Origin of the sequence: Paenibacillus sp. 3LSP (assembly GCF_032465655.1) — a bacterium.
Lineage (GTDB): Bacteria > Bacillota > Bacilli > Paenibacillales > Paenibacillaceae > Fontibacillus > Fontibacillus barengoltzii.
The window spans coordinates 1-6,639 of the sequence record NZ_JAWDJI010000214.1; the positions used below are offsets into that span (position 1 = coordinate 1).

General features: G+C 49.5%; 6 protein-coding genes. All 6 read right to left on the reverse strand.

Annotated elements, in window-relative coordinates:
- Window positions 1–524: 524 nt before the first annotated feature.
- A complete protein-coding gene (locus RW092_RS18670; RefSeq protein WP_028539124.1) occupies window positions 525–1,778 on the reverse strand; it encodes a competence/damage-inducible protein A in 1,254 nt (417 codons plus the stop codon).
- A 46-nt stretch (window positions 1,779–1,824) separates the two neighbouring features.
- Window positions 1,825–2,412, reverse strand: a complete 588-nt coding sequence (pgsA, locus tag RW092_RS18675; RefSeq protein WP_028539125.1) for a CDP-diacylglycerol--glycerol-3-phosphate 3-phosphatidyltransferase — start codon at window positions 2,410–2,412, stop codon at window positions 1,825–1,827.
- Entirely contained in the window at window positions 2,409–3,737 is a 1,329-nt protein-coding gene (rimO, locus tag RW092_RS18680; RefSeq protein WP_316010953.1) for a 30S ribosomal protein S12 methylthiotransferase RimO, read from the reverse strand. The genes pgsA and rimO overlap by 4 nt, the downstream gene beginning before the upstream one ends.
- A 151-nt stretch (window positions 3,738–3,888) precedes the next feature.
- Entirely contained in the window at window positions 3,889–4,380 is a 492-nt protein-coding gene (locus tag RW092_RS18685; protein ID WP_009223078.1) for a YajQ family cyclic di-GMP-binding protein, read from the reverse strand.
- A gap of 191 nt (window positions 4,381–4,571) precedes the next feature.
- Window positions 4,572–5,600, reverse strand: a complete 1,029-nt coding sequence (locus tag RW092_RS18690; RefSeq protein ID WP_316010954.1) for a RodZ domain-containing protein — start codon at window positions 5,598–5,600, stop codon at window positions 4,572–4,574.
- A 43-nt stretch (window positions 5,601–5,643) separates the two neighbouring features.
- Window positions 5,644–6,411: a DUF3388 domain-containing protein gene (locus RW092_RS18695; RefSeq protein WP_016312382.1), complete on the reverse strand. Its 768-nt coding sequence runs from the start codon at window positions 6,409–6,411 to the stop codon at window positions 5,644–5,646.
- Window positions 6,412–6,639: the final 228 nt, after the last annotated feature.

The following is a 6,639-nucleotide window of genomic DNA, read 5'->3' on the forward strand; positions in this document are numbered from 1 at the left end:
AACCAAGATTAACAATTAATTGAATACCATGTCACTTTAGATGCAAGGCTAGTGCTATATTTGCTCATTTCAACATTTCAACTCCATCGTACTGGATTATAACCGATTTTTCATACAGATCACGTAGATTTGGCCTCATGAAGCACAATTATATATGATTTTTCTTATAGATTCCCTGTTCCCACCAATCCGACGCACCATAACTAAACTAGCAAAGCGACAATCAACTCAACCCGTTCATCCTCCCCTATTTCCAACGCCCCCTCCCAACGTTACTCTCCCAACGTTACTCTCCCAACAAAAAAAGAACCGCAGCACAACTCAATCCGTTTGCTACGGTTCTTCCGTATCTTGATTATATGTCATATTCTTCCAAAACGCAAGAGCTGCAAAGCAACGAACGAACATTGGAACATTGAGACCGCTCGTATTGCAAAGCACTCCTGCCCTTCCCCTGATTGATCGGGATAATGCGTAAAAATAAGCCACTATACACTAAGCTGCTGTACAGTGAAAAGCCCACCTTATCTTCCCTGCAAGACCCGCCACAATTGGTAGAACAGCGACTTCACAGCGCGCAGTCGAATGATCTCACGGTTGCCCTTGAGGTTCAGTTCGAAGACGGCAGTATCCGCACCCTCGCGCGCAATCGCAACATACACGAGCCCCACAGGCTTGCGCTCAGAATGAGCAGGCCCTGCCACGCCGGTGATCGACAGCCCAATGTCGGTGCCTACAGTCAGGCGCACCTGCTCCGCCAGGAACTTGGCCGTTTCCGAGCTGACTGCGCCTGGCGCATTTTCACCTTCAAGCAGGTCATGCGGCACGTTGAGCAACTTCTCCTTCATCGCATTGGAGTAGCATACGATCCCGCCCGTAAACACGGCTGAACTGCCGGGCAATGCGGTGAACATCTCCATGAGTAGGCCGCCGGTGCAGCTTTCGGCTGCGCTCAACGTAAGACCGCGCGAAGCCATTAAATCGAGGATCGTCTTCTCGATAGGCTCATCCACGTTCGCGTACAAATGCTCCGGCAGCCGCGAGGCAATCTCACGCTCCATCGCATCCAGCTTCACCGCCGCTTCCTGCTCATTTGCCGCTTTAGTGGAGATGCGAATCGTAACTTCGCCTTCCTTCGCATAGGGCGCCACCGTAGGATCACTTTGCGCCTGAATCAGGTCGAGCAGTTTGGTCTCCAAGGCAGACTCGCCAACCCCCGCAAACTTCAGCATTCGCGAAAAAATCGGCATCTCGCTGGTCAGCACATGCTTCAAAATCCAAGGCTTCGCCTGATGCTCGAACATCGGCTTCATTTCCTTTGGCGGACCAGGCAATACGATATAGAACTTGCCGTTCAACGCAATCGCATTGCCCACCGCCAGACCAGTTTCATTCGGAAGCGGCGTGCCCCCTTCAATGGCGAGCGCCTGACGGCGATTGTTCTCCGTCATCGGGACTCCGCGGTCTTGAAAGAATCGCTCGATATTCGCCATCGCTTCCGGGTCGATGTATAGCGTCCGACCGAGTACCTCAGCCAGCGCCTCCTTCGTAAGATCGTCCTGGGTTGGACCCAGCCCGCCCGTTAGGATCAGCACATCCGCCCGCCCCGATGCCGTCTTTACCGCCTCGGCCAGTCGATTCATATTATCGCCAACCACCGTTTGGAAATAAACATCGAGCCCAAGCGCGGCTAACTCCTGAGACAAGTACTGTGCATTTGTATTGACGATTTGACCAAGCAGCAGCTCCGTCCCTACCGCAATAATTTCCGCTTTCATTTTCGCATGCCTCCTTCAGTGTTCTGCCTTAACTCCCAAAATCCATTTATACTTTGGAAAAAGAAAGCACGCTCTTATTCTTCACGAAATAATCAATCCCTGAATACAACGTGATGATTGCCGCCAGCCAAATCGCGATATCATCAAACGGGATCGATAACCATTCAAACGGAAAATTGTTCAATAGCAACGCCGAAATCGCGATGATCTGCGTGATGGTCTTCGCCTTGCCCCACTTGCTGGCCGCAATGACGGAGCCTTCCAGAAGCGCAACTTCGCGCAAGCCGGTCACCGCAAACTCACGGGCGATAATGATAACTGCAATCCAGGCATCGCATTTGCCCAAGGCCACAAGACCAATCAGCACCGTTCCTACCAACAGCTTATCTGCAAGCGGATCAAGCAGTTTACCTAAATTGGTGACCAGATTATATTTACGAGCGATGTAACCATCAATCCCGTCCGTGCTGGCAGCGATAATAAACAGCACTGCCGCTATCAGTTGGTTTACCGGCAACGAGTACTCGCCAAGCGTCAGCTCATAGGCGAGCCATCCGGCATCCAACAGCAAGAAGACCAGCATCACCGGAATCATGAAAATACGAGCTAATGTGATACGGTTGGGCAAATTCACAGGACAGCCTCCCCGGACAAATCATAATCAAAAGCATGCGTAATTCGCACTTTGGTCAGTTCTCCTAGCCCGACCGGGCAATTCGTGACGTAAACTTCGCCATCGATTTCCGGAGCGTCATATTGCGAGCGGCCGACGTAAACGTCGCTACGCCCGTCATAACGTTCGATCAGCACGTCCAGAACCTGACCGATGTACTTACTGCTGTTGGCGTTTGCAACCTCCCGCTGAATCTCCATCAGCGTATTCGCCCGCCATTCTTTGACCTCTTCATCCACTTGATCCGGCAAACGTGATGCCGGCGTATCCTCTTCCTTGGAATAGGTAAATACACCAAGGCGGTCGAACTTGATCTCGCGCACAAACTCACATAACCGCTCAAAATCTTCATCCGTTTCCCCTGGAAACCCAACGATCAAAGACGTACGTAAAGAAACGTTCGGTATCCGCGCACGAATCTTTGCAACCAGCTCGCGGATGTCGCGATTCCGGCCAGGCCGACGCATCCGTTTCAAGATGGAGTCTTCGCTGTGTTGCAGCGGCATATCCACGTATTTGCAGATTTTCGGATTGGTCGCCATCATCTCAATCAGCTCGTCCGTAAAGAAGCCGGGATAAGCATAATGCAACCGCACCCACTCCACGCCTTCCACCTGAGTGACGCGATCCATCAGCTCTGCCAACTTAAACTCGCCATACAAGTCGGTACCGTAATTGGTAGAATCCTGCGCAATCAGGCTGATTTCCTTAACGCCCTGGGCCGCCATGCTGCGGACTTCCTCCAAAATCGATTCCATGGAACGGCTGCGGAACTTCCCGCGCATGATCGGAATGCTGCAGAACGTACAGTTGTTATCGCAGCCCTCAGCGATCTTCACGTAGGTCGTGTAGCGGGCTGTAGACAGCTTGCGCGGCAACGCTTGTTCATAATTAAAGACAGGGTTGCCGACCAGCGCCGGCTTCTTGCCTTTCAGCGCTTCGTCAACGATCCGATTGATTTGGTGAAAATCTCCCGTCCCCACAATACCGTCGATCTCCGGCATTTCCTCCATTAAAGTCTGCTTATATCGCTGCGTCAAACACCCGGAAACGATCAGTGCTTTCAATCTTCCGCTTTCCTTCAAATCGGCCAGCTCAAGAATCGTATTTACCGATTCTTCCTTCGCCGCATCGATAAATCCGCAGGTGTTGACGATAATGACGGTTGCATCCTCGCGATTATCCACCAAGGAATAGCCGCGCTGCTCAATTAGACCCGACATGATTTCCGAGTCCACCAAATTTTTCTCGCAGCCCAATGTCACGATTTTTACCTTTTCTGTCATGAACCATTTCCCCCATCGTTGAAAGCCAAAATTCCCGTCAAACTTAAGGATTAAACAACCTCTACAAGTATAATATTCCGGGACCAATGCTGTCAAAAATATGAAAAGGGCCTGCCGCAGCTAGATATTCCCTGCAGGAGACCCTTGTGCACTATTTAAAATTGGTGAACTGCAAATCCACCGACAAGTCGGCTTTACGCAGCATCTGGATGATCTCTTGTAAATCGTCACGGCTCTTGCCTGTTACGCGAATTTGATCACCTTGAATTTGGCTTTTGACCTTCAACTTGGAATCGCGAATCAGCACATTAATTTTCTTGGCATTTTCCTGGTCGATCCCTTGCTTCAATTTAATTCGCTGACGCACGGTGCCCATGGATGCCGGTTCCACTTTGCCGTAATCCAAGTTCTTGATCGGCAACCCGCGCTTAATCATTTTCGATTGCAGGATGTCGATGACCGCTCCCAGCTTGTATTCATCGTCAGAAACGATAACCAGTTCGTCTTTCTCCAGCTTCAGCTCGCTCTTGCTACCTTTGAAATCAAAGCGGTTTGCAATTTCCCGTTCCGTTTGATCGATTGCGTTGGTCAATTCCTGCATGTCCATTTTTGAAACGATGTCGAAAGAATTTTCCGAAGCCATAAGTCACATTCCTTTCTCGGTTTCCAATCTTTACATAATTAAATTATATGTAAAAAAAATCGCAAAGTCGAGCCATTCGTCGCCGCCATTACCATACTGCCGAATAAAGCCAAAAAAGCGCTGCTTGACCTGATGGTCCTCACCGCGCTTTTGATTAAGCGAATAAGCGATCAGCTTGTGGCCGGCCTCGCTTATTCGTTGCCTTCTGTGGTTGAATTGTCTCTACCCATACCGGCGTCTTCCGTTCCGGTATCCCCTGTGGTACCGCCGCCTGTTCCGTCATCAAGGTTCAATAGGAACTTGGACGTCGTCTTTCCATCCTCAATTGTTTGTCCGGCGACCGTGATCACGGTTTGAGAGGAATTACCCGATTTGACGAATAACCCTTCCGGTCCGATATCATAGGTTAATACGTCGCCTTCTTTAGTGTTGTCATAAAACAACTTCTCACCCTTAGAGTTGCCTTTGCGTACTTCAACCCAACTTTTTCCGCTAGCTGTAATCACGACTTGCACAGGCCCCGTCCCAGGGTTTTGAATCTTGAACTTCGTAGTGCTACCTTCCGTTCCGTCCGGTACGATCGTCACCGCCTGATTATCGGTATCATTCGTCGGGGATTCGTCTCCCGCGTTCCCCGCATTCCCGGTATTCGTATCGGTACCCTGATTTGATCCCGATTCCGCACTATTGTTTGTCCCATTCTGGGCGCCATTGTTCCCGCCTACGGTATCGCCACTGGCTGTATTACCGGTTTTGTTGCCATTTTGGTTGGTCCCCTGAGTGACCGGCGTAGGATCCGGCTCCTTATTGTTATCCGCTTGATCGTTATTATTTCCCCATACTGTGAAATACAGATAGATAACAATCAAAATCAGCACAGTAAACGACCACATCAGCGTCGTGGACAGCCATTTCGAGTTGCGCTCGTTGTGCTGCCGGCTGCGGCGCTTTTGAATCACCGGTTCCATCGTAGGTTCCGGAGCTGTAGAAGGCACGTTTTGCCGATGTTCGGCAAGCAGTTCGTCCGCGTCCAAGCCGACGGTCTCCGCATACGTTTTAATAAAAGCCCGAACATAGAAGCTACCAGGCAGAACCTTATAATCCCCCATTTCGATGGCTTCCAAATATCGTTTGCGAATCTTCGTCATTTCCTGTACGTCATCCAGCGACAAACCTCTGGCAAGGCGGGCTTCTCTTAACTGCTGGCCCAAATCCGACACGACCATCACCTCCTGCTTATGATTTCTTTATGCGGCTCATCGTTTAGAGATCGTCCGTATAAATTGTCGTGAACGTATCGTAAACGATTTGCTCATCAGGATTGTTACGCAATTCAATAATTATGTCAAAATTGTCATAACTATATTCAGACTCTTTCACGAACACATCCGGGTGTTCGATAACTTTCGTGGAAGGCATGGACATCAACTCTTGCAAGAGCTGATGATGCTTTTCATTGGAACGAAGAGTACTTATGATACCGTCAATAATAAATACATTCCTAGGGTCCATTTCATTCTCTGACAATTGGCTGCGTACCGTTTGCCGCAAGAGCGTTGAAGATACAAACGTCCATCGTTTCATCGCGCAGACGCTTCCGGCGATAATCGATTCCGTCTTCCCCACACGAGGCATCCCTCGTAGTCCGATCACCTGATGGCCATCCCGTTTCATGATTTCGCCTAGAAAATCAACCAAGATCCCCAGCTCATCCCGCGTAAATCGGAACGTCTTGCGATCATCGGAATCCCGATCGATATAGCGTCCATGACGGACGGCGAGCAAATCGACTAGACGCGGATTCCGCAAAGCGGTGACCGTAATACTGTCCACCTTGTTCAATAACTGACTGACTTGTTCGATTTTTCCGTCATCATTGGTCTCGAGCAGCAGCCCGCGCGTCTTGCCTTCCACGCCGTTAATCGTTAAGATGTTGATCTCCAACATCCCTAACATGGAGGCGATATCCCCCAAAAGTCCTGGGCGATTTTTATGTATTTTGTATTCTAAGTACCATTGCTTCTCATCCATCCCAGACACCTTCTCCATATCCTCTTGCTCTTTCGACAAAATAGTTCTTAATTCCTGCTAATTCGCAGAAAACAATTTATAAAGAACAAATCTTCCCATTCCTGATAACAGATGTTCATATGTGTTTTATGATATATAAAATAAAATTGAAAGGCAAGCGGGCGGAGAAAATGGTCAGTGTCAAGCTAGCGTGGGCAGTCATTTAAGATGCCTGGAACGCGAACCGTG